The following is a 24,760-nucleotide window of genomic DNA, read 5'->3' on the forward strand; positions in this document are numbered from 1 at the left end:
ATTAACAGAATAATCATAACATATAAAACAAACTCTTGACAAGGACTTTTTTAGCCTTTGTCAAGAGTTTTTGATTCTTTTTCAAAGTATTTCGAAAAATTTTAATAATATACGACTATTTTAAAGCGCTTACATCACCAATTGCGTACATAACTTCATAAGCAAGGCGTACTAATTGTAAGCGGTTCGCTTTAACGGCTTCATCATCAGCCATAACCATTACGGCTTCAAAGAACGCATTAATAGCTGGTACTAAGGTTTCTGGCAAGGCTACGACTTTAGCAAAATCTCCTGCTTCATAAGCCGCTTTAGATTCTTCATATGCACCTAGGGCCAAATCATAAAGAGCTTGCTCTTCCTTAGTTTCAAAGAGCTTAGCATCCACTGCTTCATATGTTACTTCTTTTACAAGATTATACATACGTGTAAAAGCTTGTACTAATTCTACATTTTCATCTACACGATGATTCATCACCGCTTTTACAAGACCATCTGCGGCAGCTACTGTAGTAGAGTCTTTAGACAATACAAGTTCAATCACTGCATGAGGCACTTCATGATCTAAGTAGATATTTTTCAAACGAAGTACAAAGAAATGAGCTAATTGTGCGACAATTTCGTCATGCTTAGATTCGTCTACACCAAGTAAAGATAAATTAGCGCGCCATAAAGGCTCTAAACTTACATTATAGCCACTTTGACTTAAGATATTTAATACACCAATCGTTTGACGACGAAGAGCATATGGATCTTGAGAGCCGGTTGGAATTAAACCACGGCTGAAGGTAGCCACAATATTGTCCACTTTATCAATAATACTTAAGACTTTGCCAGCCGCTGTAGTTGGCAACATATCACCAGCAAAACGAGGTAAATATTGTTCGAAAATAGCCTCCGCTACTTCTTCAGATTCACCATCTAGCAAAGCATACTCTTTACCAATAACCCCTTGGAGTTCTGTAAATTCAGTTACCATGCCAGTTGTCAAATCAGTTTTAGCCAATACAGTAGCGCGTTCTAATTCAGCCATTTCATCTTCTTCAAGACCGCACATATCGCCAAGCATAGTACCAAGCTCTAACAAGCGATCTGTTTTATTAGCTAAATTGCCAAGACCTTCTTGGAAGACAATCTTAGTCAAGCCATCGGTACGTTCGGCTAAAGACTTCTTACGATCTTCATTAAAGAAGAATTTAGCATCGTCAAGGCGAGCACGAAGAACTCGTTCATTCCCTGCTGCTACTACATCAATGCTCTTAGCATCACCATTGCGAACCGTTAAAAACATAGGTAATAATTTACCTTCTCCATCAGTTAGTGGGAAATATCGTTGATGGTCCTTCATTGGCGTAATAACGGCTGCATCAGGAAGTTCTAAATAGGAAGTATCAAATGTGCCACAAAGAGCGGTTGGATACTCTACTAAATATACTACTTCATCAAGTAAATCCTCATCCCACACAATAGTAGCCTTCTTTTCTGCTGCGATGGCTTCTAATTGTTCTACGATCATCTGACGACGTTTTTCAGGGTCGACGATAACAAAGTTTTCTTCTAATGCTGTTAAATAATCTACTGGATGTTGCACAAGCACACCACGTTTACCAAGGAAGCGATGACCACGGCTAAATGTGGAGGAGCGTACACCAGCAAATTCCACAGGAATTAAAGCTGTATCTAGTAATGCTAAAATCCAACGAATTGGACGGATAAATTTATCGTCTAAATCACCCCAATGCATGGATTTAGGGAAACTGAGGTCATGAATAAGCTCTGGCAAGATTTTTGTAAAAATATCCATCGCATCCACGCCTTCAGTAGTTGTATTAGCATAAATATAGCCATCCTCTACAACGAGGTCCGCTACATCAATCCCTTTACCACGAGCAAAGCCTTGGGCTGCTTTAGTCGCATTGCCATCAGCGTCAAAGGCAATTTTTGCAGATGGCCCCTTATGCCGTTCATTTAATGTATCAGAAGTATCATTTACACCATCAACTAACAAAATAATACGACGAGGCGTACCTAGTGTACGAATAGCTTGATAGCCTAAATGATGTTCTTTTAATTTTGTTTCAGTTAAGGACTTTAATTGAGATAAAATACCAGGCATGGCTCCCGCAGGAATCTCTTCCGCCCCGATTTCAAATAATAGATCTTTGGCCATGTTATTTATCTCCTTTCAAAAGTGGGAATCCTAAAGCTTCCCGTTTGTCCAAATAGGCTTGTGCGCAAATACGTGCTAAGGCGCGAACACGACCGATGAAGGCGGTGCGTTCACTAATACTGATGGCACTGCGCGAATCAAGTAAATTGAAGGTATGGGAACATTTTAATACATAATCATAGGCTGGTAAAATATAACCTTCTTCGCAAATGCGCTTCGCTTCAGCTTCATACATATCAAATAGTTTAAAGAGCATATCTGTATCAGCTAGTTCAAAGCTATAAGCAGATTGTTCTACTTCATTTAAATGCCAAATGTCGCCATAAGTAACATTGTCATTCCATTTCAAATCATATACATTTTCTACACCTTGAATGTACATGGCAAGACGTTCTAAGCCATATGTAATCTCTACAGATACTGGTTTTACATCAATACTACCTACTTGTTGGAAATAGGTGAACTGAGTGATTTCCATACCGTCTAGCCACACTTCCCAACCAAGTCCCCAAGCCCCAAGGGTTGGAGATTCCCAGTTGTCTTCTACGAAGCGAATATCATGATCTTCGCTGTGAATACCTAATGTTTCTAAGCTTTTTAAGTATAATTCTTGAATATTGTCAGGAGACGGCTTAATTATTACTTGGAATTGATGATGTTGATATAAACGGTTTGGATTGTCACCATAGCGACCATCATCAGGGCGACGAGACGGCTCTACATAGCATACTGACCATGGCTCAGGTCCAATGGCGCGCAAGAATGTAGCAGGATTCATAGTCCCTGCCCCTTTTTCCATATCATATGGTTGCTGTAAGATACAACCTTGTTCTGCCCAGAATTTTTGCAGATTTAAAATTATCTCTTGAAATGTCATGTCCGTTCCTCCTAAAACTTTATTCTTATTAGGACTGTAACCTCTGTTACCATACCAAGTCCCTCTTATATTGTCAACCCATAATAGATGTATGTCTTTATAGCGCCTTTGCCTTCATAGTATGTAAAAAAGTCAACGACCCCAATTCTTCTCCTAATTGCATGGTAGCATAGGCAAATAAATTGCGTTCTAACTCAAGCCACAAAGGCCGCGTTAAATCTACACTTTCTTGAGTACTCCAGTTATATAAAAGAATCTGTCCCAGCGCCTCCTGTGCCTTTTTAGAAAATGTAAGACCTGTACTGCCCGTAAATTCTTTTAAAAATCGCTCTAATCCATTAGCCTTGGCATAATCTGTAGCAGATGGGACAAAGCCAGCACGGCTCAATAATTGCCAACCCAATAAAATGACCGCTAGTGGCACAGGTTTTTGCCGTATTAGCTGTGAAAATCGATACACCAAATTAAATAAACCAGGGTCCACTTCTTCTAAAGGAAATAGACGACTAATCAATTCACCAGCAAAGGCTGCATAACAAATGCAATTCAAATCCGTTTCAATAGAGCGTATCAAATAACGGCCATCAATTTGTTGTAAATTAAAATATTCACCTTGCTGCACAACTGTAATCACAACGGCACTAAAAGGCTGTAAATACCCGGTGCTACGCATTCCCTGTAATCGTTTATGGGGTACGGAGCAACGTATAATGCCTTTTTGACGCGTCAAAAACGTGATAACAGAATACAGTTTATGTTTTCTTCGCCACAATACAATGGCCTCACAATTTACGCCTAAAGCCATAGGCTCTGTAACCCCCATTCAGTATATCAACATGGCTAAACGTCTTTGGATTTTACTCTCAGTTCCATTTAGTTAGCCTTTAGCTTCCTATTCTGCTGTCTCTGCATCATCCTCTTCAGGCACTTCCATAGGCGTAGCCTTAAGGCGTGCAATACGGTATCCTTGCATTTCTGTAACAGTAAATGTATATCCAGCTACTTCTACTGTATCGCCCACCACTGGAGTTCGTTCTAAGAGTCCAAAAATAAAGCCGCCAATGGTATCCTCTTCAGGGTCATCAAAGTCTACATGCATAGCATATTTTACTTCATCCACTAATACTTTGCCATCAAACTCAAAGGAGCCATCAGTATTAGACACAATAGCAGGAATATCATTTTCATGCTCATCTTTAATATCGCCCACTAATTCTTCGATAATATCCTCTAAGCACACAAGGCCCACCATGCCACCATATTCGTCAACTACTACAGCCTGATAAATACGGCGTGTCCGCATATATTGAAGTAATACAGACAATTTCATCACTTCTGGAATTGTCAAAATATCACGGCGAATGAGACGCATATCTTTTTCCGCTTTTTCCCTCTGCTCCATTAAGTCCTTAATATGAACTAAACCAATCACATGGTCCTTATCTTCCACGCAAAGCGGATAGCGCGTATGGCTTGTTTCTGCAATACTCTTTAAAGTATCGTCAAAACTGTCTTCCACATAAATGCAATCCACATCTTGACGTGGAATCATAACTTCTTTAGCCATCCGTTCCACAAAGTCAAATACATTGTCAATCAGTTCACCTTCTACATGATCTAATTGGCCCTCTAAATGACTGCGATTAACCATCATACGAATTTCTTCTTCTGTATGTACTAAGTCTAATTCATTTTTATAAGGTGCCCCAACCCAGCGCAGTAATACTTCACTGGCCCGTTGTGCCACCCAGATAAAAGGAGTCCCTACATAGCCTAAGAAGCAAGCCACTTTAGCAGACCATCGAATATAACGAAGTGGGAATGAAAGACCTAAGGCCTTCGGCATGATTTCCCCAAACACGAGAATGACTAACGCAATGAGGGCTATCACAATAACATCAAACAGTAAGGCTAATGCATCATTATGTAAGCCTAGGGTCGTCTCCCAATAGCCAATATAAGGGCTTAATAAAGAGGTTCCTACACTGGATAAAAGAACAATAAAAAATAGAATTAAGAACTGCGATGTATTAACAAAACGTTCTGGGCGTCGATACAACGTTCTTTAAAAGGCTTTAGCACCGTCACTTAAATCTTCCACATCATCTAAATGTTCCTCACTTAAACGAGCAAAGGAAAATTTAGCCAATACTAATACATTAATAAGTAAAATACAGAGCACGGCTAAACCGCCCAGTATAAAACCAGCCTCCAGCGGCGTATCGATATGAATCATTCCTTTCTATTCATAACCAAATTCAGAAAGCATGCCCGATTTATTGCGCCAATCCTTTTTGACTTTGACCCATAAATCTAAATACACTTTAGTTGCCAATAAACGTTCAATGTCAGTGCGCGCTTCAGCACCAAGTTCACGGAGCATACTACCTTTTTTACCGATTATTATACCCTTTTGAGAGTCTCGCTCGCAATAGATAGTGGCACGAATATACGTTGTGCCATCATCGCGTTGTTTCATTTCATCCACATCAACAGCAATGGCATGAGGGATTTCCTCTCTTGTTTTAAGTAGAATTTTTTCACGTACTATATCAGCAATAATCAACCGTTCTGGCTGATCCGTAATCATATCATCTGGGAAATACTGTGGTCCTTCTGGCAATACAGCTTCTAAGACATGCAATACTTCTTGAATATTATCTTTTTCTCGCGCGGAAATTGGAATAATACCTTCAAAAGGATATAAGTTCTGATATTCCACAATTGTTTCCAATACTTGTTCCTTAGTTAAGGTGTCAATTTTATTAATCACTAAAAAGACCGGCACATCTACATTCTTTAATTGTTCAATAATAAAATTATCCCCTGGACCACGTTTTTCATTGCCAGCTACTAAGAATAACACCGCCTCTACTTCTTTTAAGGAGTCTACAGCGGCCTTTACCATAAATTCACCAAGCTTATGCTTTGGTTTGTGAATTCCTGGTGTATCCATAAATACAATTTGTTTCTTCTCGTCCATATATACACAAACAATGCGATTGCGCGTGGTTTGCGCTTTATCAGAAACAATTACGATTTTGTCGCCAATAAGAGCATTAATCAATGTAGATTTCCCCACATTAGGACGTCCTACTACGGCCACAAAGCCAGATTTAAAATGAGCATCTTTATTCATTATATGGTGCATCCTCCCGCACATAACCTAAATTTCCTAGTACGAACTCTTCTTCCGTACGCATTTCCTTTTTATCTTCTTCAGTCATATGGTCATATCCTAAAATATGAAGACAACCATGAACTGTTAAATAGGCTAATTCACGTTCAAAAGGATGTCCATATTCCTCAGCCTGTTCAGCAGTACGTTCTAAAGATATAATCAAATCACCAAGTAAGTGAGACTCTAATTCACCATTGTCTTCCCCTTCATTAAGGGCAAAGGACAATACATCAGTAGGTCGATCAATTTGACGATACTCTTTATTTAATTTGTGAATATACGCATTATCACAAAGCAGTACGCTCAATTCTTCTTCATTCCCTAAGCCATACACTCGGCTGACTTCGCCACAGACCTTCATAATGATGGCTTCATTATCAGGATTGGGACTCATCCCTTCCATATAACTAATTGTTACTTCCATTCCATTTCCCTTCTAGTAATGTATATGAATATTTTAAAGCTGATTTATTCATCTTAATTTGTCTTTATTTATCTTTATTCATTTCTGTCTTTTCAGCATTAGAAAGAGTTTCTGCTTTCCCCGCCTTAGCAGCTAAACGCTTTTGTTTCTTCTCTTCTTGCATGTCCATACGAGCTTGATAGGATTCATACGCACAAATAATCTTACTTACCAAATCATGGCGTACCACGTCTTCGTCACTAAAGCGTACCATTTCAATGCCCGGCACCCGTGCCAAGACTTTTTCTGCTTCCATAAGGCCCGACTGCACACGATTAGGCAAGTCAATTTGCGTCTTATCACCATTGATGACCATTTTAGACTGATTACCTAAACGAGTGAGGAACATCTTCATTTGTTCAGGTGTCGTATTTTGCGCTTCATCTAAAATAACAAAGGCATTTTCTAAGGTGCGTCCACGCATATAGGCAAGCGGTGCAATTTCAATAATGCCCCGCATCATAAAGCGCTCCACTTGTTCCATGCCAAACATATCATTTAGCGCATCATAAAGTGGCCGTAAATAGGGATCTACCTTTTCCTTTAAATCACCTGGCAAATATCCTAGTTTTTCCCCTGCTTCTACGGCTGGTCTAGTGAGTATAATGCGCTCCACATCGCGATTCTTTAGATAAAATGCAGCTAAGGCAACGGCTAAAAATGTCTTCCCTGTACCAGCTGGGCCAATCCCGAAGGTAATGGTATTATGACGAATCGCATCAACATAACGTTTTTGCCCCTCTGTTTTAGGCGTTATCATTTTACCTTTCACCGTAATATTAATGGCATCTTCAAACATGGTATGTAATAAATCAGCCTTTTTATTTTTTACCATTTTAACAGCAATGCGAACTTGTTGCTCTGTAATCGAACGACTTTCCTTATAGAGAAATACTAGTTCCTCCATAACGCGCCAAAACTGATTCACAATTTCATCGTCACCAGAAATTTGCAAGGTATCACCACGACTTACCACATGACAAGGTAATTCTTCAATAATAATTTGCAAATGACGCTCTTGTACGCCTAAAATTGGTCCTGCCATTTCATAGCGTGGAAATGTAAATGTGCGTTCACTCATAGGGTCTCCTTTAACTCTCCTTTACCTTAAAAGAATTTACAAACTGCTTCACCATTTAAATAAGTACATAAGTCGCCTTGTCTTACATCCTCTTCTTCCATGCGACGATCAATTTCTTCTTGAATGCGCCACCACCCCATAGACCAATTAGTAAATAAGGTATTCGTTTCTGGCGCACGGCCCACCAAGCGCTGTAGCACAATTTGTGGATCTAAATGACGTAAAAAGGCAATAACGCGATCAATATATTCATCTGCGGAGATTAAAGTAAAATCACCGGCCTCATACCATTTAGCCATCAAGGTATTTTTCACAATATATAAAGCATGTAATTTCACCTGGTCCACCCCAAGGGACGATAAAATACGAGCCCCTTCAATGGTATCATCCATCGTATCCCACGGAAGATTTAAAATCATATGTGCACAAGTGCTAATGCCATAGCGCTTCGTACGGAGAACGGCGTCAATAAATTCAGCTAAGCCATGACCTCGATTAATCTTCTTAAGCGTATGATAGTTCACGGACTGCAATCCATATTCTAAATAAATATCTACTTTATATTGTTCTCGTATATCTTGTAAGACTTCTAAATAGGCATCATTAATACAATCAGGCCGTGTAGCAATAGCAAGGCCTACCGTTGTATCAATACAGCCTGCTTCCATATAGGCTCTAAATTGGTCTAAAGGTAAATAGGTATTACTAAAGTTTTGATAGTAAGGAATGTATTTATAGGCCTTGTACTTAGGAGCAATATGAGCAATATTAGCCTTCAATTGTTCCCCTACAGTCATAGTAGCAGGTAAGTTCTCATAGCCCGCCCCAATTTCACCACAAAATACACAGCCCCCTACACCTGCTGACCCATCCCTATTAGGACAGGTTAAAGGCAATGCCACCGGGAGCTTGTATACCTTTTCACCATACGTTTCTTTTAAAAATTTCGAGTACACTCGATACCGTTTCGGTTTCGTCGTATCACTCATAAATCGTATATGCCTCCATTCACTGCGGTTCAAATCCTGTTTATGTTAATTATTTATATCATAGGGCGCACAAAAGGAGATTGGCGCTCTTTTACATCTATAATCAGTGTTACTGTGTCAGTACCGTTTCGTTCAAATTCCAAGGCTTGCTCTTCAGTTATAGCGCCTAATATATGAGCAGTGCTTACATGCACCTCATGTTCACAATAATCTTGACGAATGCGTCGCCACTCTACAAATCGATAGTGCGGAATGTATTGCGATACGACCTCTTCATTGCGCCAGAATTCTTCACCTTGCTGCAAGAGCTCCTTCGTCTGTTTTGGCAAGCCTATTTCATCACCACGAACCTTGCCCTTATAGCTCACAAGGCAGTCGTATTGTAATAACTCCTGACTCACTATATCACCTTGACTCTTGAAAAATTCATATAAAAAGGCCATTTGGTCCTTATCATTTAACTTTCGTTGGTGCAATTTTTCAGCAAGCCAAGCTTTTGTCATAGTTTCAAAATAATGGAACGGACTTGCCTTCTCCGTAAGTAAGCGCTTTCCAATATATCCGAACACTGTGCGCAAGCGCTCACTATTATAAAATCGCTCAAACACATCTTCTAAATGCTTCAGAAATCGTATGTCTTCGTAAGGCATTACATGACTAGACAGTACCTCATAAGGTGCTTTTTGGTCATATACATAGGAGTATTCATGACTACGCTCTAAACCTGACCCTTGTAATAATTTTAAAAAGCCCAGCTGTAGCGCATGAGGCTGTAAGGCAAAGACATCATTAAAGGATTGACCAAAACGTTCATACGGCTCATGAGGAAGACCTACAATGAGGTCCATATGTACATGAGTGCGGCCCGCCTTAATTACAGGCTCAATGACCTCGCAAATATGAGGCCAATTATTATAACGTTTAATTGCTTTTAAGGTATCCGGATTTGTACTCTGTACACCCACTTCAATTTGAATACGTCCCTTAGGACCTGTAGACAATATGTCCACTTCCTTTGGCCCCATGAGAACAGGTTCCATTTCTAAATGAAAATTTGTTGTTGTATGGGCCTGCACAATCCACTCCATAATAGGCAGATGATGATGAGAAGCACAATTAAATGTACGGTCCACAAATTTAATCTGCTTTACCTGATGGTCAATAAACCACTGCAATTCCTTTAAAGTTCGCTCCAATGGAAAAAAGCGCACTGTATTAGCGTTCCCTGACAAGCAATACTGACAAGAAAACGGACATCCTCGAGAGGACTCATAGTACATAATTTTATGTTCTAAGCCTTCCATATCAGCTTCTTCATAAGGAAACGGGATAACACTTAAATCCTTCACCTCGGCTACTACTTCAGAGCCTACTATTTGATTTTTTTCTCGATCACGTCCAAGTAGTCCCTCTACAGCAGGCTCAAAAGGAGAGACTTTAGCAGCTAATCGTTCAATAAAATTAGTAAATACTTCTTCCCCTTCACCTTGCACAATGAAGTCTATATAAGGATTCGCTTCTAAAATACGGCATGCTGTATAACTAACTTCTGGCCCCCCTAATACAATAATAAGATTAGGATTGATAGACTTTAGAATTTGCGCCACATGAAGCGTCATGTCAATATTCCAAATATAACAAGCAAAACCAATAACATCGGCATTATGCTCTGTAATATCGCTAATTATATCCAAAACAGGCATATTAATAGTATATTCTACTATGTCATATGCCTGTCCACGGGTACGACCATAAGCCCTTAGATATCTAAGGGCTAAGGACGAATGTATAAATTTTGAATTTAATGTACTTAAAACAACGTTCATAGATGATGTATTTCCTTTATATGATCACAGCTCAAACTGTCTCTAATAATGCCCTGTAGGCAAAATTTATAAACTTAGGGCACTCATTAGTGCGCCCTAAGCACCTCATTAGTGCATCAAGAGCACCTCACTAGTGTATCCAGAGCACCTCATTAGTGTGCCCTAAGCACCTCATTAGTACGTCAAAGGCACCAAATTGTATAAGTTATTATAACATATTTATTGTTTACCTTGTAGATTTTTACAGTAATCTTACGGAAGTATTACAGCAAATTACAGCAGGCAATTTCATACTACGCTACTACATGAATTACATAGATAGCAGTTCAAATTGCTAAGACTATACCCCTACCCCCTGAGTCCCCATGAATGAACAAATATTAAATATTCCCCCTACTTAACTTCATAAGTGAATACATCACAATTGTAAATTATAGGGCAATCAAAAAATGTATTCATCAGTTCCTGTGTCGAAGCCATTGGCTTATCTAAGACCTGGAAGAAGGCTTTCATAAAAAGAGCATGTGTGAATAATGCTACATTTTGCCTCGCCCCTCCAAAATCTGAACGCAACATCTCATGAACTTGTTTTACACGAGTAATAAATTGTCCAAAAGACAATGGTAGGATACATATACTGTAAGAATCATGTAAATTTTTTCTACTTTTTTATTTATAATCTGTTACAATAAAACTATATGAAATATAGGGTCATACCTAAATCTGAATATGACTATAAAATTTAATGAAATTATTAATAGATTGGAATCATAAATTAATAGATTTAAATTCCCAGGAGGCCTTTATGTCTGAAGAAGCGAATGTAGTACAAGAACCTATGGCGCCACCTAAAGTGACGCGCTGGTCAGAATATTTTCCTGCTATTTGTCATATGATTAATGACACGGCGCAAGGTTCCTTGCCAGCCTTACTGCCTCTTTTTATTTCTACTTACAATTTAACATACGAACAGGCTGCCATTATTATATTCTGCAATACGGCCTTCGCCTCCGTAGCCCAACCATTTTTCGGCTATTTAGCGGACAAGCGCACCTTTTGGCAAAGTATCCCCTTAGGCATATTAATTTGTGGTCTTAGCATTACCTCCCTAGGCTTTGTGAATAGTTATGAAGCGCTTCTGGTGTGCTCCCTCATTGCGGGTTTTGGGTCCGCCTTATTTCATCCAGAAGCAGCACGTTGGGTGAATGCATTATCAAGCGCCAATAAAGGAAAAGTAATGGGCTATTTCTCCGCAGGTGGCCAAGCAGGCTTTGCCATCGGTCCTATCTTAGGGAGCACGGCCTACATATGGGGCCCTAAGAGCCTTATCATCTTTACTATTATGGCCCTTATTTTAGGAGCTATCTACTTATATACAAAGCCCTATAAACTAGTAAAAGAACGGCAGCATACAGCAGCTAAAACGCGTACTGGTTCCGCTCAAAATGACTGGAAGAGCTTTAATATATTATTTATCATCATTGCGGCTCGCTCCATTATATTCTCCGTACTCAATACGTTCATTCCAATTTATTGGATTACCCATCTCATGCAAAGTACCGCATCTGGCAACTTCGCTCTTAGCGCATTCTTCGTAAGTGGCTTCATCGTCACATTACTGGGTGGCACCTTAGCGGATAGACTTGGCTATGTAAAAGTCATTCGTTATTGTTACATCAGTCTTGTTCCACTCATGCTAGCCTTCACGTTGAGTGATTCTTATTGGCTCTCCATGGCTCTATTGATCCCCTTAAGCTTTGGCGTCTTCTCTCAATATAGCCCTATTGTTATTTTAGGTCAGGTCTATTTAAATAAAAATATCGGTTTCGCCTCAGGAATTACCTTGGGCTTAGGCATTACCTTAGGTGGCATTATTGCACCACTCATTGGTAAATTAGCAGATATTTACACCTTACAAGAATCGTGGCTCACATTAAATCCCATTTGTTGGTTAGCCCTCATTGCGACCTTCTTTATTACAGATATACCACGTATAAAAAACAAATTAGAGACCACTGTATCAAATCAGCAACAATAAATAGTTTGAATACTATTACCTATAGGAGGTACTATGATTCGAATCGGAATGGGACAAATTGAAATTGTCCCTGGTAATCCACGAAAAAACAAAGAAACAATACTAAAGGCTATGCAATATGCTAACGCATTGCGCATTGATGTCCTTGTACTCCCTGAACTCGCCCTTAGTGGCTATTTAATCGGTGATCTTTGGGAGCAACCCGCCTTTGTGAAAGAATGCCTCAACTTCGGCGAAGATATAATTAAAGCAACAGACTCCATGGCCCTTATCTTTGGCAATGTAGGGCTTGATCCAAAGACTCATAATTACGATGGCCGAGCAAGAAAATTTAATGCCATTTACTGTGCACAACATGGTAAATTAATCAAACCAAGTCATGGACACTACCCATTTTTTATAAAAACATTATCCCCTAACTATCGCTTTTTCAATGAAGCACGCTATTTCACCGATTTGCAAACCTTGGCCTTTGAAAAGCAAACATCCATAGAAGACTTACTCAGTCTATTGACCATAAAAGGACCTAACGATGAAGCCATCACTATAGCGCCCCTTCTTTGCGAAGATAGTTGGGATGATAATTATCCCCTCTCCCCAACGGAGCTGCTATACAAAAAAAGCCAAGACTGCAAGACGCCAATTCAAGCTTATATTAATATATCAGCTTCACCTTTTACCTTAGGTAAAAATGAACGTCGCCATCGTCTCTTCCAGGAGCGGGCCAAAACATTAAAAACTCCAATCGTTTACATTAACTCCGTAGGTCTTCAAAATAATGGTAAGTCAATTTGCACCTTTGATGGGCAATCAACGTACTACGATACTAAAGGACAAATCAAAGAACAACTCCCTGCCTTTGAACCTACTATAAAGGCCATTCGACTGCCCCTTAAAGAAGACACCACTGAACAATTAAAAAGGGAAGAGTCAATTCAATCAGTGTACCATGACGCAGTGTATTTAAGTCAAGATAAACAGTCTGATGTAAACGAAACTACTTCCATAGTAAATACTTCGTTAACGTATAATGAAAGCGAACAAATATACAAAGCACTCAACTATGGACTCACCACATTTTTACATCAAACCGGCATAAAAAAAGTTGTCATCGGTGTATCTGGGGGGATTGATTCCGCCTTGAATGCGGCCCTATATGCACATATTTTAGGGCCTGCCAATGTGTATTTAGTCAATATGCCCTCTCGCTTTAATTCTGATACTACTAAAGATTTAGCTCATGACTTGGCCAAAAATCTTGGCTGCCCTTATGCGGTCTGTCCTGTAGAAACTAGTTTAGAACTTACAACTAAGCAATTAAGCGAGCTCATTTTTATTAGTGACAGCAAAAATGAGGTCCTCCATATTACGCCATTTATAAAAGAAAATATTCAGGCCCGTGATCGCTCATCTCGCATACTCGCCGGTATTGCAGCAGCAATCGGTGGCGCCTTCACTTGTAATGGCAATAAAACCGAACTATCAATCGGCTATGCCACCTTGTATGGCGACATGGCCGGCTTCCTTGCTGCTACGGGAGATTTATGGAAACATCAAGTCTATAGTCTAGCTATCTATTTAAACGAAAAGATCTATAAACGCCAAGTTATTCCACAAGGCTCCATCGATATTATTCCTAGTGCCGAATTGTCTGATCAACAAGATATTACTAAAGGACAAGGTGATCCACTTCAATATGAATATCACGACAGATTATTTCAGTCCTTTATTGAACCTTGGAATCGCCTCACCCCTGAAGACATTCTCCAAGCCTATGTGGCTGGCACATTAGAAACAGTACTAAACTTACCGCAAAGCATAGATCACTACTTTAACTCAGCCCAAGAATTTATAGACGATTTAGAACGTTGGTGGCGACTGCAAAGTGGCATGGCAGTAGCTAAACGCATCCAAAGCCCGCCAATTATCGTAGTGAGCCGCCGTGCCTATGGCAATGACTTACAAGAATCACAAATGACGCCATATTATACGGAAACATATTTGAAGTTAAAGGAAGAGATTTTAGCGAAGACGATTTAAATAAAATCAGAAACAAGAAAACAATAAAAGAAAAGCAGTAAAAAGAAAGTAGTAAAAAAGTGGTATAACCTCCCCTCTTACTATATTAAAATTTACTAGAAATCAAAAAAGTGCTGTTCCCTACTAAAGTTAGGGAGCAGCACTTTTTCTATTTCGCCAAAGACTAAATCATTTTACTAGTAAACAATTATTTTATATTAGGAGCCTGTTCAGGAGATTTTTCCTTTTTTATCGTATGCTCTGTTATACTATTTTCTTATTTATCACTTACATACATTTTTACTTTGTCGGCAAATGATTCGGCAAAATATTCTGATTCGCCTAAATAGTTTTCATATTTCATAATATCGTCCAATCTATCTTCCGACATATATTGACTTACAACAGTATTATTCTTTAGTAAATCAATAAATGGTACTTTTCTTTCAAACGATTCTCTAGCTAATTCATGTACAATATGATGCGCTTCTTGGCGTCCCATATGATTTCCTAATTCTAACATGATAGGTTCTGAAAAAATTAAACCATGTAAAACATTTAAATTATCAAGCATTCGTTCCGGATATACTACTAAATTCTCAATCAAATGAATTCCTTTTTCCAAAGACGCATGTAATAAACTAAAGCTATTTTCCAATACACTTGTCTCTACAGATGCACTTCTAGGGTCCCGTTCATGTTCTGTTTCCAAAGATTCTAACATCGTAGCAGCATAACCACGTATTAGCTTTGCATTAGTAGACAGTTGCATAGCTTTAAAAGGATTTCGTTTGTGTGGCATAGTACTACTCCCTACTGAACCATCACCTTGATATTCTTCTAATTCACCAATTTCATTTTTTTGAAGGGCATATACTTCACTACCAATTTTTCCAAGAGTTGCTCCCATAATAGCAAGATTGGAAACTAATTCACTATAATGTGAACGTGATGAAGACCATGCTATAGCTGGTCTATACAAGCCTAATTCATTTAAAAATAGCCTTTGTATCTCTAACCCCTGCGTGCCTAAAGAAGCCAATGTGCCAACAGCACCACCAAATTGACCTTTAAAAAAACGTTCTTTTCCACTTTCTAAACGTAATATATCATCCAATAACTCAAATCCCCATACAGCAAGCTTGTACCCTAGAGTAATTGGAATAGCCTGTTGTCCATTACTTCTCCCAGCCATAATCAAATGTTTCCATTCTAAACTTTTATTAGCTAATATGACTAATAATTTCTCAGCACTGTCTTGTATTAAAGCATAGGCTTCTTTAATTTGTAAAACCGCTGCCGTATCTAAAATATCTTGCGTAGTGGCCCCCCAATGAACATATTCACCCGCATTATCCTTACAAATAGTTTTATATTCTTTTATTAAAGCAACAAATGGATGTCCAGTTTTTACTAATGATGTTCTTAATTCATCAAAATCAATATATTGTATACTGGATTTTGCCTGAATTTCTGCAGCACATTCTTTAGGAATAATCCCCAATGCACCTTCTACCTTAGCTAATGCAGCCTCACAATCCATTTGTTTTTGAATTCTATTACTATCACTAAATACATTACGCATCGCGTCAGTTGTAAAATAAATATCATCTAACCGTCTATAATTTGTCATGCTATCCATAATATAATCACCCATCATTTCTTACTAAAAAGCCTTAAAATAATATTAATATCATCAAAACTATTGCCGCCATTGTTGCTGGTAGTATATTTCTTTTGCTAAGCTCAATAGGATTAACTTTGGCTAAGTTAGCACAAATTAGTGTAACGCCTGCAACAGGGGACAGGGTCCGTCCTATTCCGCCCGTAGCTTGTACTACGGCCCCCATATCAGAAATAGTTAACCCGAAATTACCAGCAAATGGTGTAACTACTCCATTAAAGGCTAAAATAGCGGCATTACCAGATCCTGAAATAGCTGCCAAAATAAACGGCCCAAATGTAGCAGAACCCTTAGCTAAGGAAACTGACTGTGACATGCCATCAATTAAGGCTTGCGTTAATCCAATACTATTCATACCTTGAATAAATACCCCTGCAGCAGCTATTAAACAAATAATATTAACAAAGCCATTTCCCATACCTTTAAAAAATGACTTTGTAAAGTCAGATATATTGGCTCGGGTCGCAACTAAACAAAGCAAGGTTCCTATTAGCATAGAGTTAACAATTGATATTTCCGGTAGTAATTTAAATAAAGGACTAGAAATTATAAGTAGCACTATAGGTACTAACGGAATTATGGCATATAAATAATTAACTGTTTCTTTAGCGTTTCCTAATCCTTCACCCCCATCAAGTTCAGACACATGATTCATATCTTCGGAACGTATCTCCTTAGCGTGAAATATATTTTCCTTCGTTACAATTGAAATTATTAATAAGGTAGCAGCACTAACTAAAACAGCTATTAAAGCATATGGTGCAAAGTCCATTATAATATCCATATTAGATACACCTGATAAATCTGATACTTGTGTAATAAATGGATTTCCTGGACTTACACTATATCCCCAAGTCCCTAGTAATACTGCACTACCAGCCATAGCAGGTTTAATTCCTAATTTTATCAATGTGGGAATTAAAATAGTCCCTACTGCAGCAGCTAATCCAGCAGCACTCATAAGAGAAATATTTATAAACCATACTAAAATTACAGTCATAGGAATAACTATATACCGCATTCGTTTCAACACTCTTGTAATCACTATAACTAAATGCTGACTACATCCGGTTGTTTCAAGTACAGCACTAAATGCCATAGTAATACAAATAATAGGTGTAAGAGACGAATTTACTAAGCCCTTTGAGAACTCGTTAATAGCCCCACTTAAATTTCCACCTATGATGCCCATTAATAGTCCCGAAGCAATCAATACAAGACGGGTTTCAAAATTCTTAATTATTGCATAAAATGTAGCAATTACAATTATGCTTCCCATAATAACCATAACAATACCTCCACCATCTTTAATTAAAGAACTTTTCTTTATTTATTCCTAATATAATGTAAATCATACTATTTGTCAATTATAATAAATGCATAATCTATTATTTAGGGTCTATATTCTGCTATAATAAATAAAATAAAGGAGGTATTATGGAAACAATAGGTATTATTAGCAACTCAGATGAGATGATACGCACAATTAAACAAATAACAACTGAATTGCTCCCTCAGCCACAATATACGGTAGTCAGTTTTTGTTACACTGATTTATCAGAAATAAAAACATATTACGAAGAATCCAAGCATTCCATTACAGCTTGGATTTTCTCAGGAGCTACGCCTTATCGTTATGCTAGTTCTTTTCTAGAACCAGATACTATAGCTGTAGCCTGTCAAACAAGAGGACTAGAATACTTCCGTTATTTTCTAAAATCAATCTTTACCACTAAAAACAGAACACTTCACATCTCACTAGATGTTCCAGATGCCTACAAAAATGAATATATGGATATTTTTAAAGAAGCTCATATTCCTACAGATGCTTTGTATCTTCAAACATTTGATCCATTAAAACTACACACTCAAATTAATACAATAGTAGACCAACATCTAGAATTATTTCACCATCAAAAAGTGAGCTCTATTCTTACATCATCAACTTTAATTTACAATAAGTTAAAAGAGAAAAAAGTACCTGTTGAACAGGTGCGTAGTAGTCCTACGACCATAAAAGAAGCTATATTATCTTTAAAAGAACAACTTATCCAAAATAATTTTTTCAAAACTCAAGTATCTATATTGCGTCTTGAAGTTGATAGTCTTGAATTCTTATATCAAAAAGAAGCCACTTCCTACGATTTACAACAAAAAGACTTAAAAGCCAAAGAAGTAATTATAAAATTATGCCAAGAAATTCCTGGTAGTTATTTAATACAAAAGGATCTCTTACGTTATGAAATATTCTCCTCGCGTGGTGCTATAAATTCTTCAATTAGACTAATAAAATCTACCATAGAGGATATTCAAATTTATCATAAAATAACCTTAATCGGTGGTATTGGATTTGGTACAACGGCCTTTGATGCGCAAAAAAATGCCTTCCATGCACTAAATCATATTAGATCCAGTAAAACTCATGATAATTTAACTAGTATTGATAGTAATGGAAAAATTATTCACTACACAAATGAAAACACCACTACTTCCATTAATACTTTTACCAATAATCAAAAACTAATCGATACATTATCTGCTGCTGGTGTTACCATTACTACATATTTAAAAATAAAAAAAATAGCTGAAAATAAGGACACGCCCTTTTCAGCTATCGATTTAGCAAGCCAATTAAATGTAACTACCCGAAATATTAATAGAATTATATCAAGTCTAACCGAAGTAGGCTTAATAAAGAATGTTGGCGTATCTGCTCCATCTGGCAGAGGCCGACCAACTAAGATATATATATTAGCCCCGATAAGTGAATCACATTAAATATTTCTATTCTATTTGAATTAGTAAATTAAACTGTGCATTTAATAAAAGCTCCCTTTTCCTAGAGCAATAGTATTTTTTAGGAGTATTACAATGGAAAAAATAAAAGATTTTATAGGAGAGTTATTAGCCTATTTTATTGTTGTGTTCATTTTAGCTTGGCTTATAGAGAGAATCACGGGATGGCTATTCAACTGGACACCAGCGGAAAATCCTATTCTGCTCGGAAGTATCCCAGCTTTCTTTTCAATAGTAGGTCTTTACGGAATGACCGACGGAGCGGAAAATGAAGGTTACTTCAAACGTATTTCTTTTTCTCTGTTAGTAACAGTGATTTGGGGCCTCATGACATACGGTGACTATTCAGATATCTTTGTACCACCAGAAAATCCAACAACATTGGACATGATTATGATGTTCCTTTTTCCTACCACAATTGATGGTACTATATTTGATGGTCTAAATTTTGTAGGATCCTTAATCATCTTTTTCATTAATCTGATAAAAATAAAAAAATAGATATCTTCCCTCAAGCCCTTCTTACCAAAGAAGGGCTTACTTTCATTTATTTTCCGATTAGCATAATGTTTATGTAGCCAGTCTAATTCATCCTATCACTTAAGAGCGCTACTAACTCTTCCACCCCAGCAATTAATTATCCACAAACTTCTCTAAATTACGCATCGTTTCAACAGCAGCAATTTTATTTAAAATCGCTTTAACAATCACATCCATTTCACTGTCGTCTCTATAGTCAGCCTTACTTATAAAATTAACACGATTGTCTTTTACTAAGTTTTTAACAGTTCCTTTCCCCTTATCGGGATTATACACAGCAATGGATTGTCCACCATTTACCTTCACCAGTTTCATACAAGGCACATCGGTAATGCCATCACCAATATATACCATATTACGAAATGGCACACGGCGCTCTTCTGAAGGTGTATAGCGATTGAGCTCCGCATCACTTTGTGGCGTCAAATCAAGCACGCCTTTATTGATGCGAAATAAAAACTGCGTCTTCCCTGTATAATTAACCGCCACTTTTGGCCAACCTATAAGACCATTATAATCATACATAAATTCACAGGCATAAATTTTCTTAAATGCATCTTTTATAGCCGTACCTTCTATAATCTCTTTTACGCCAGAGGAAACTATATAATGCTCTACTTGTAAGCCCTCATTCAAACCATATGTAGTAATTCGATCAAACCAATCTAATACGCCAGGAAAGAACTCAATGCCCTTACCTAATTCATTAAACTTTTCCTTAGTAATACGTACTTCCTTTTTTCGACAAGTATCAACCATGGTATACATATAAGCTAAAATGCCGTCCATCTCTTCCTTTTCGGCTAAGGAGTTTGCTGTCTCCCAAAACTCTGCTGGTTCCATTGCCAAATCCGAAATAAAACCATATTCTTGCATATCCTTAGTACACAAAGTTTTATCAAAATCATACATCAAAGCCACAATTGGTTTCGTATCCATAAAAACACCCCAGTTGAATCTAGAAAATTTATACTTCAATCACTATATTGAGTAAAAAATACAAAAAACGTGGATATTACTATAACAGATCATTAATTTAACAGTACAAAAAGTTCTTATAAAAAGCAAGTAAAATTCTCCACCTCATAATAAACCAATAAGGAATTTTTGCAACCTAACATTTCCCTTCCCCCATTTTAGGCGTTCATAAAAAAACTTCTTGTTGTGCTTCAAAAAATAAAAACGCCTCATCATAACAAAGAAGTAAGGAATTTTTGCGAAGCAAACCTGACTTACGACTTGTTATGACGAGGCGTCATACTATTAATTTTTACTCAGCACAACTAGAAGAATATTTTTTTTATGAGCCCTAAAATAAGAGCTGCTACGGCCAGAACCGCCGCCCCCAATAGTATCATGCCACCAAAGAAGACGACCACTACTAAAATCGCTGCTACCACAGCACCTAGTATGAGTTTGCCCTTCCAACCTAAAGAGGTAAAGGAAAACACTTTTATACGTGGCGCTTGCTCGCCTGACTCATAGTAATTTCGCTTTTCTTCATTAATATGATGCTCAGTTTGCTCGCGACCTTCTTCATCGATGGTTATGCCATCAAAGGATTGGCGTTCTTCTTCAGACAAAACTTTTGTCTCTGTGTTTTCGTACGAATTTTGTTCTTCACGCATAGGCATCGCTCCTCATCATACGGAACAAACAATAAGAAATCTACATATAAATGTACACAATGTCAATCACAGGTAACCTCGAGTCAAATAGATACGAGCGTAATCTTCCAACATGCAAAGTATAAAACTAGACCTATCTATTGATAAACATCCTGCAAACATCTAGCATTGATTATTTTTACCATTACTATTGATTCAGTCTTTTAAATATCTATATATAATTTATATCTAATTTAGGTCTAATATAAGTCTATCCGTTGGTATTACGATTAGGCATTTAAATGCTTTTGCAATAGTTCATTTACAACACCTGGGTTAGCACGGCCTTTACTTTGTTTCATTACTTGCCCTACTAAGAAGCCAATGGCTTTACCTTTACCGCTCTTGAAGTCTTCCACAGATTTAGGATTATCAGCAATAACTTGTTTTACAATCTCTTCAATAGCGCCGGTGTCAGTAATTTGAACAAGACCTTGTTCTTCTACGATAGTGGCTGCATCTTTGCCAGATTCCCACATAGATACAATAACTTTCTTAGCAATTTTACCAGAAATTGTGCCTTTATTAATAAGAGCAATCATGCCAGCTAATTGTTCTGGTTTAATTTGCGCTTCTGCAAAAGTAATATTAGCATCATTTACAAGTTTAGCCATATCGCCAAGCATCCAGTTAGCGGCGGTTTTAGCATCAGCACCAGCTCTTACAGTAGCATCTAAGTAGTCAGCAGTTTCACGAGCTGCTGTTAAAATACGGCTATCTTCATGAGATAAACCATATTCGCTTTGGAAACGAGCTTGCTTAGCATCTGGAAGCTCAGGAAGTTCCTTACGAGCTGCTTCAATCTGCTCATCAGTGATAACAATAGGAACCAAGTCTGGTTCTGGGAAATAGCGATAATCGTTTTCTTTTTCCTTCTTGCGCATGGAAAGAGTAACCCCTTTGCTATCATCCCAAGTACGTGTTTCTTGTACAATTTCACCACCATCTTCAATGGTTTCAGCTTGACGAACTGCTTCATACTCAATCCCTTTTTGAAGGGCCGTTAAAGAGTTCATATTTTTAATTTCTGTTTTAGTGCCTAATTTTTCTTCACCCATTAAGCGAACAGAAATATTAGCATCACAACGAAGACTACCTTCTTCCATGCGAACGTCAGATACGTCTAAGTATTTAATAATAGAACGTAATTTTTCAACATAAGCACGTGCTTCTTCACCAGAGCGAAGATCTGGTTCAGATACGATTTCAAGAAGTGGTACCCCTGTACGATTATAGTCTACATTAGAAGAATCAGATGTGCTAATAGTGCTGCCACTATGTACGAGTTTACCAGCGTCTTCTTCCATATGAATACGAGTGATACGAATGCGGCGAGTTTCACCATTCACTTCAATATCAAGATGTCCATTTAAACAAATTGGTAAATCATATTGGGATGTTTGCCAATTTTTTGGAAGATCTGGATAGTAATAGTTTTTACGGTCAAATTTATTAAAATGTAAAATTTCACAATTAAGAGCTAAACCTACGCGAATGGCATATTCCACTACTTTTTTATTAAGCACTGGAAGTACCCCTGGTAAGCCCAAGCACACAGGACATACATGGGTATTTTGATCGCCACCAAATTCAGTAGTACATCCACAGAAAATTTTAGATTTAGTCTTCAGTTCTGTATGGACTTCAAGCCCTACGACTGTTTCGTATTTCATAGTGTTACCTCCCCAATGGCTGCTACTTTATTGCATTCTGGACGAGCTTGTTCAAAGGTATATGCGGTGCGTAGCAATACTTCTTCTCCCATAGCAGGAGCTAACAATTGTAGTCCAATTGGCATTCCATTGCTAGCAAAGCCAGCTGGAATCGAAATACCAGGAATACCTGCTAAGTTAACAGGTGTTGTACAAATATCTTCCATATACATAGATAATGGATCATTAATTTTTTCACCAAATTTGAATGCTGTATTTGGTGCAGTTGGTGTTAATAATACATCTACTTTTTCAAAAGCAGCATCAAATTCATTTTTAATTAAACGACGTGCTTTTAGTGCTTTTAAGTAGTATGCATCATAGTAACCAGAGCTGAGTACATAAGTGCCAAGCAAAATACGGCGCTGTACTTCAGGACCAAAACCTTGTGTACGCGTTTTAGTAGACATTTCTACTAAATTATCAGCTGGCACGCGAAGACCATAGCTTACGCCATCATAACGAGCAAGGTTAGAGCTTGCTTCTGCAAGCGCGATAATGTAATACGCAGATAAAGCGTATTTAGCTGTTGGCAAGCTTACTTCTACAATTTCAGCACCTAACTCTTCATACGTTTTTGCTGCTTTTTGAATGGCTTCACGAACTTCACTATTAATGCCATCCCCAAAGAACTCTTTAGGAAGACCGATTTTTAAGCCTTTTACATCGCTTACTAAGGCCTTAGTATAATCAGGACGTTCTCCCGGAATGGACGTAGAATCTCTATCATCATGACCAGAAATTGCATTTAATACGATAGCCGCATCAGTAACATCACGTGTAACAGGGCCAATTTGATCTAAAGAGGACGCAAAGGCAATAAGACCGAAACGAGATACATTACCATAAGTTGGTTTTAAACCTACAACCCCGCAATAAGCGCCTGGCTGACGAATGGATCCGCCTGTATCAGAGCCCAATGCCCATACAGCGCTACCAGCTGATACAGAGGCTGCACTACCGCCAGATGAGCCACCTGGAACATAATCTGCATTCCATGGATTTGTTGTTTTGGCAAGTGCCGAGTTTTCTGTAGAACCACCCATAGCAAATTCATCCATATTAAGTTTGCCAAGACTTACCATATCTAATGCATGTAATCGTTCAATAACAGTGGCATTATAAGGAGGCACGAAGTTTTCTAACATTTTAGAGGCACAAGTAGCCTTTTGATCTTTAATACAAATATTGTCTTTAATCGCCCCTGGAATCCCAGCCAATGGAGAAATGGCTTCCCCTGCTGCAATTTTTGCATCTACTGCAGCCGCTACTTTTAATGCCTCTTCATGAGAGTCAGATAAGTAAGCATGCACGATAGGTTCTGTTTTTGCTTTATGTGCAATAATAGCATTGGTTAATTCCACTGCGGATAACTCTTTTACTACGAGTTTTTTATGTAATTCATGAATGGTCACGGTTGTTCCTCCTATTCCTGTACTACGCGAGGCACCGTAAAGTAACCGTCAGTCTCTTCTGGTGCATTTTGCATAGCAAGTTTGTGATCTAGTGAAGGTTTTACTTCATCTTCACGGAATACATTTTGAAGTGGTACTGCATGAGCCATTGGCTCCACCCCTTCAAGATTGAGTTCTTCGAGTTCAGTCACATAGGAAAGTACATCATTTAACGCTTTTTCTACTTGCTCCATATAAGCCTCATCCACTTCTAGACGAGATAAAAGAGCAATATTCTTTATTTCATCCCGATTGATTTTCATCAG

At 38.0% G+C, this 24,760-nt stretch carries 19 protein-coding genes and 1 pseudogene; 4 read left to right on the top strand and 16 right to left on the bottom strand.

Annotated features, from left to right (window positions below; translation table 11 throughout):
* Nucleotides 1-115: 115 nt before the first annotated feature.
* The 9 genes and pseudogenes from glyS to Q0376_RS08005 all read right to left on the bottom strand — a co-directional run bounded on the left by glyS (nt 116) and on the right by Q0376_RS08005 (nt 10,584).
* Entirely contained in the window at nt 116-2,167 is a 2,052-nt protein-coding gene (glyS, locus tag Q0376_RS07965; protein ID WP_298706303.1) for a glycine--tRNA ligase subunit beta, read from the bottom strand.
* A gap of 1 nt (nt 2,168) precedes the next feature.
* Nucleotides 2,169-3,044: a glycine--tRNA ligase subunit alpha gene (gene glyQ, locus Q0376_RS07970; protein WP_298706306.1), complete on the bottom strand. Its 876-nt coding sequence runs from the start codon at nt 3,042-3,044 to the stop codon at nt 2,169-2,171.
* A gap of 97 nt (nt 3,045-3,141) precedes the next feature.
* Nucleotides 3,142-3,849, bottom strand: coding sequence for a DNA repair protein RecO (locus tag Q0376_RS07975; RefSeq protein WP_298706308.1), 708 nt, complete (start codon nt 3,847-3,849; stop codon nt 3,142-3,144).
* 87 nt (nt 3,850-3,936) lie between these two features.
* Nucleotides 3,937-5,280 (bottom strand): annotated as a pseudogene (locus tag Q0376_RS07980) (hemolysin family protein).
* Nucleotides 5,281-5,286: 6 nt separating this feature from the next.
* On the bottom strand, nt 5,287-6,183 hold the full coding sequence (gene era / locus Q0376_RS07985; protein ID WP_298706310.1) for a GTPase Era: 897 nt from the start codon (nt 6,181-6,183) through the stop codon (nt 5,287-5,289).
* Entirely contained in the window at nt 6,176-6,649 is a 474-nt protein-coding gene (ybeY, locus tag Q0376_RS07990) for an rRNA maturation RNase YbeY (RefSeq protein ID WP_298706312.1), read from the bottom strand. Before ybeY ends, era begins: the two co-directional genes overlap by 8 nt.
* A gap of 64 nt (nt 6,650-6,713) precedes the next feature.
* The gene (locus tag Q0376_RS07995) at nt 6,714-7,769 is read right to left on the bottom strand and encodes a PhoH family protein (RefSeq protein WP_298706315.1); all 1,056 of its coding nucleotides are present in this window, start codon (nt 7,767-7,769) and stop codon (nt 6,714-6,716) included.
* Between the two features lie 26 nt (nt 7,770-7,795).
* A complete protein-coding gene (locus Q0376_RS08000) occupies nt 7,796-8,758 on the bottom strand; it encodes a TIGR01212 family radical SAM protein (protein ID WP_298706317.1) in 963 nt (320 codons plus the stop codon).
* Between the two features lie 53 nt (nt 8,759-8,811).
* Nucleotides 8,812-10,584, bottom strand: coding sequence for a B12-binding domain-containing radical SAM protein (locus Q0376_RS08005; protein WP_298706319.1), 1,773 nt, complete (start codon nt 10,582-10,584; stop codon nt 8,812-8,814).
* Nucleotides 10,585-11,389: 805 nt separating this feature from the next.
* Here Q0376_RS08005 and Q0376_RS08010 point away from each other — a divergent pair.
* Complete coding sequence (locus Q0376_RS08010) at nt 11,390-12,622, top strand: MFS transporter (RefSeq protein WP_298706322.1); 1,233 nt, start codon at nt 11,390-11,392, stop codon at nt 12,620-12,622.
* Nucleotides 12,623-12,655: 33 nt separating this feature from the next.
* Nucleotides 12,656-14,662 carry an NAD(+) synthase gene (gene nadE / locus Q0376_RS08015; protein WP_298706324.1) on the top strand — a complete coding sequence of 669 codons (2,007 nt, stop codon included), beginning with the start codon at nt 12,656-12,658 and terminating at the stop codon, nt 14,660-14,662.
* A gap of 256 nt (nt 14,663-14,918) precedes the next feature.
* Here nadE and Q0376_RS08020 read toward each other — a convergent pair whose 3' ends face one another.
* Nucleotides 14,919-16,283, bottom strand: coding sequence for an adenylosuccinate lyase family protein (locus tag Q0376_RS08020; RefSeq protein ID WP_298706326.1), 1,365 nt, complete (start codon nt 16,281-16,283; stop codon nt 14,919-14,921).
* 34 nt (nt 16,284-16,317) lie between these two features.
* Nucleotides 16,318-17,613 carry a C4-dicarboxylate transporter DcuC gene (gene dcuC / locus Q0376_RS08025; RefSeq protein WP_298706329.1) on the bottom strand — a complete coding sequence of 432 codons (1,296 nt, stop codon included), beginning with the start codon at nt 17,611-17,613 and terminating at the stop codon, nt 16,318-16,320.
* A gap of 149 nt (nt 17,614-17,762) precedes the next feature.
* Between dcuC and Q0376_RS08030 the strand changes: the two genes are divergently transcribed.
* Entirely contained in the window at nt 17,763-19,103 is a 1,341-nt protein-coding gene (locus tag Q0376_RS08030; protein ID WP_298706331.1) for a hypothetical protein, read from the top strand.
* Nucleotides 19,104-19,196: 93 nt separating this feature from the next.
* A complete protein-coding gene (locus tag Q0376_RS08035) occupies nt 19,197-19,622 on the top strand; it encodes a hypothetical protein (RefSeq protein ID WP_298706333.1) in 426 nt (141 codons plus the stop codon).
* 132 nt (nt 19,623-19,754) lie between these two features.
* Here the strand turns inward: Q0376_RS08035 and Q0376_RS08040 are convergent, their stop codons facing one another.
* The 5 genes from Q0376_RS08040 to gatC all read right to left on the bottom strand — a co-directional run bounded on the left by Q0376_RS08040 (nt 19,755) and on the right by gatC (nt 24,757).
* Nucleotides 19,755-20,600: an HAD family hydrolase gene (locus Q0376_RS08040; RefSeq protein ID WP_298706335.1), complete on the bottom strand. Its 846-nt coding sequence runs from the start codon at nt 20,598-20,600 to the stop codon at nt 19,755-19,757.
* A gap of 344 nt (nt 20,601-20,944) precedes the next feature.
* Nucleotides 20,945-21,289 carry a DUF4229 domain-containing protein gene (locus tag Q0376_RS08045; RefSeq protein WP_298706338.1) on the bottom strand — a complete coding sequence of 115 codons (345 nt, stop codon included), beginning with the start codon at nt 21,287-21,289 and terminating at the stop codon, nt 20,945-20,947.
* 269 nt (nt 21,290-21,558) lie between these two features.
* Complete coding sequence (gene gatB / locus Q0376_RS08050; RefSeq protein WP_298706340.1) at nt 21,559-23,001, bottom strand: Asp-tRNA(Asn)/Glu-tRNA(Gln) amidotransferase subunit GatB; 1,443 nt, start codon at nt 22,999-23,001, stop codon at nt 21,559-21,561.
* Nucleotides 22,998-24,455, bottom strand: coding sequence for an Asp-tRNA(Asn)/Glu-tRNA(Gln) amidotransferase subunit GatA (gatA, locus tag Q0376_RS08055; RefSeq protein WP_298706342.1), 1,458 nt, complete (start codon nt 24,453-24,455; stop codon nt 22,998-23,000). Before gatA ends, gatB begins: the two co-directional genes overlap by 4 nt.
* Before the next feature lie 11 nt (nt 24,456-24,466).
* Nucleotides 24,467-24,757, bottom strand: a complete 291-nt coding sequence (gatC, locus tag Q0376_RS08060; RefSeq protein ID WP_298706344.1) for an Asp-tRNA(Asn)/Glu-tRNA(Gln) amidotransferase subunit GatC — start codon at nt 24,755-24,757, stop codon at nt 24,467-24,469.
* Between the last annotated feature and the right edge of the window lie 3 nt (nt 24,758-24,760).

Source organism: uncultured Veillonella sp. (assembly GCF_937981445.1).
GTDB lineage: Bacteria > Bacillota > Negativicutes > Veillonellales > Veillonellaceae > Veillonella_A.

What these genes read in the sequence shown, in the direction of transcription:
- glyS (WP_298706303.1), bottom strand. Translation starts at nt 2,167, where the DNA reads ATGGCCAAAGATCTATTATTTGAAATCGGGGCGGAAGAGATTCCTGCG.
- glyQ (WP_298706306.1), bottom strand. Translation starts at nt 3,044, where the DNA reads ATGACATTTCAAGAGATAATTTTAAATCTGCAAAAATTCTGGGCAGAA.
- Q0376_RS07975 (WP_298706308.1), bottom strand. Translation starts at nt 3,849, where the DNA reads ATGGCTTTAGGCGTAAATTGTGAGGCCATTGTATTGTGGCGAAGAAAA.
- era (WP_298706310.1), bottom strand. Translation starts at nt 6,183, where the DNA reads ATGAATAAAGATGCTCATTTTAAATCTGGCTTTGTGGCCGTAGTAGGA.
- ybeY (WP_298706312.1), bottom strand. Translation starts at nt 6,649, where the DNA reads ATGGAAGTAACAATTAGTTATATGGAAGGGATGAGTCCCAATCCTGAT.
- Q0376_RS07995 (WP_298706315.1), bottom strand. Translation starts at nt 7,769, where the DNA reads ATGAGTGAACGCACATTTACATTTCCACGCTATGAAATGGCAGGACCA.
- Q0376_RS08000 (WP_298706317.1), bottom strand. Translation starts at nt 8,758, where the DNA reads ATGAGTGATACGACGAAACCGAAACGGTATCGAGTGTACTCGAAATTT.
- Q0376_RS08005 (WP_298706319.1), bottom strand. Translation starts at nt 10,584, where the DNA reads ATGAACGTTGTTTTAAGTACATTAAATTCAAAATTTATACATTCGTCC.
- Q0376_RS08010 (WP_298706322.1), top strand. Translation starts at nt 11,390, where the DNA reads ATGTCTGAAGAAGCGAATGTAGTACAAGAACCTATGGCGCCACCTAAA.
- nadE (WP_298706324.1), top strand. Translation starts at nt 12,656, where the DNA reads ATGATTCGAATCGGAATGGGACAAATTGAAATTGTCCCTGGTAATCCA.
- Q0376_RS08020 (WP_298706326.1), bottom strand. Translation starts at nt 16,283, where the DNA reads ATGGATAGCATGACAAATTATAGACGGTTAGATGATATTTATTTTACA.
- dcuC (WP_298706329.1), bottom strand. Translation starts at nt 17,613, where the DNA reads ATGGTTATTATGGGAAGCATAATTGTAATTGCTACATTTTATGCAATA.
- Q0376_RS08030 (WP_298706331.1), top strand. Translation starts at nt 17,763, where the DNA reads ATGGAAACAATAGGTATTATTAGCAACTCAGATGAGATGATACGCACA.
- Q0376_RS08035 (WP_298706333.1), top strand. Translation starts at nt 19,197, where the DNA reads ATGGAAAAAATAAAAGATTTTATAGGAGAGTTATTAGCCTATTTTATT.
- Q0376_RS08040 (WP_298706335.1), bottom strand. Translation starts at nt 20,600, where the DNA reads ATGGATACGAAACCAATTGTGGCTTTGATGTATGATTTTGATAAAACT.
- Q0376_RS08045 (WP_298706338.1), bottom strand. Translation starts at nt 21,289, where the DNA reads ATGCGTGAAGAACAAAATTCGTACGAAAACACAGAGACAAAAGTTTTG.
- gatB (WP_298706340.1), bottom strand. Translation starts at nt 23,001, where the DNA reads ATGAAATACGAAACAGTCGTAGGGCTTGAAGTCCATACAGAACTGAAG.
- gatC (WP_298706344.1), bottom strand. Translation starts at nt 24,757, where the DNA reads ATGAAAATCAATCGGGATGAAATAAAGAATATTGCTCTTTTATCTCGT.